We start from the raw sequence: 1319 nt of genomic DNA, 5'->3' as shown, positions 1-1319 counted from the left end.
GACCTCCCACGGCGACGACCGCCGTACCAACATCTGGGCACCCTCTTCGCGACGCCCTCGCGAGACCCCGGAGTTCCGACCACTCGGCCGATCACGATCGTCATCGCCGTGGCCGTCGGCTTGCCCATCCTCATTCGAGCTCAGTTGCGTCCGGGACGGGCTGCACGGCTGGAGTGGGCAGTCCTCGGACTGCTCGGCGGCCTCGCCTTGGCTGCCGTCGCCGCCACGCTGAGTCTGTCGACTCTGTGGCTGAGCCTGACGGTGCTGGCAATGCTCGCCCGAACATCGTCGAGCCGGATGAGCGTCGCCGTCATTGTCATTCTCGCAGTCGCGAACATCGTCTGTCCCCTGGTCACGGCCGACGGTGCGACCTTTGCGCTCATGGGGTTCGCCCTGGTCATCGCCGCGATCGCGATCGATCTGATGCTGCGATCGAATGACTGCACCCTGATCGAACGACAGGCCACCGCCACCGAGGCGGAACGACGTCGCATCGCCACCGTCGAACCGGGCGAAGTCGGGCACTGCCAGCCGAACGGCGACAAAGATCACGATAGCGCCGACGTAGTTGCTCAGCACCAACGGACGCAGCGGTACGAATATGGACAGTCGTCGTCTCAACTCTGTGGCTGCGCCGTTTCTGACAGGGCCGGCTGGAGAAGCTGTGGCGCCTCGTCACCTGGGGTCGGTCGGCACAGCAAGACCAGCGTCTGCACCCGGGCCGCCACCAGCTGTGCACCCGGCCAGGCGCGGTCACGAGTTCACGCGAATGACCTCTTCCTGGTACGGCGCGATGACCTCGCCGGAGATCCGCAGGTCGAGAAGCAGGAAGGGCCGTTCGTCGACCGGACGAGCCTTCCACTCCTCGACGATGTCGAGATCGGACAGGGATCGGACGACGACGCCGTGTCCGCCGGCGGCCGTGGCCAGGGCCGCGAAGTCGATCTCGTCGATGAGCATGGGTGACTTCTCCAGCCCCTTGAGCCCGTACAAGTTGACCTCGGCGCCATAGGCCGCGTCGTTGAAGACCACGGCCATTCCGCGACCGTCGGCGACCCGGATCGCGGTGTCGAGGTCGGACAATGCCATGGCTCCGCCGCCGTCACCGCTGGTGAGCACGATCGTCGACTCCGGGTTCGCGCGGGCGGCTCCGGCGACGGAATGCCAGCCGAGCCCGATCGATTGGAACGCGGTGCCGACCATCGCCAGCCGGTCCGGTGCGCTGGGTTCCCAGAACATGTTCGCCCAGGCGATGAAATGTCCGCCGTCGGAGACGACGACCCGATCCTTCGGCAGAATCTCGCCGAGGCGGCTCGCCG

General features: G+C 66.7%; 2 protein-coding genes. Both read right to left on the bottom strand.

Translation table 11 applies throughout. From position 1 onward, the window contains the following. A partial coding sequence (locus tag AD89_RS20420) for a hypothetical protein (protein ID WP_025780549.1) occupies positions 1 to 582 on the bottom strand: 582 nt, incomplete at its 3' end. Between the two features lie 171 nt (positions 583 to 753). Beyond that, on the bottom strand, positions 754 to 1319 hold a 566-nt coding region (locus AD89_RS0116140; RefSeq protein ID WP_025780547.1), incomplete at its 5' end, for a thiamine pyrophosphate-dependent enzyme.

The organism is Brevibacterium sp. VCM10, from assembly GCF_000583215.1.
GTDB lineage: Bacteria > Actinomycetota > Actinomycetes > Actinomycetales > Brevibacteriaceae > Brevibacterium > Brevibacterium linens.
Note: the sequence above shows the minus strand (reverse complement) of the source record. Positions and strands in the feature narration are given on the sequence as shown.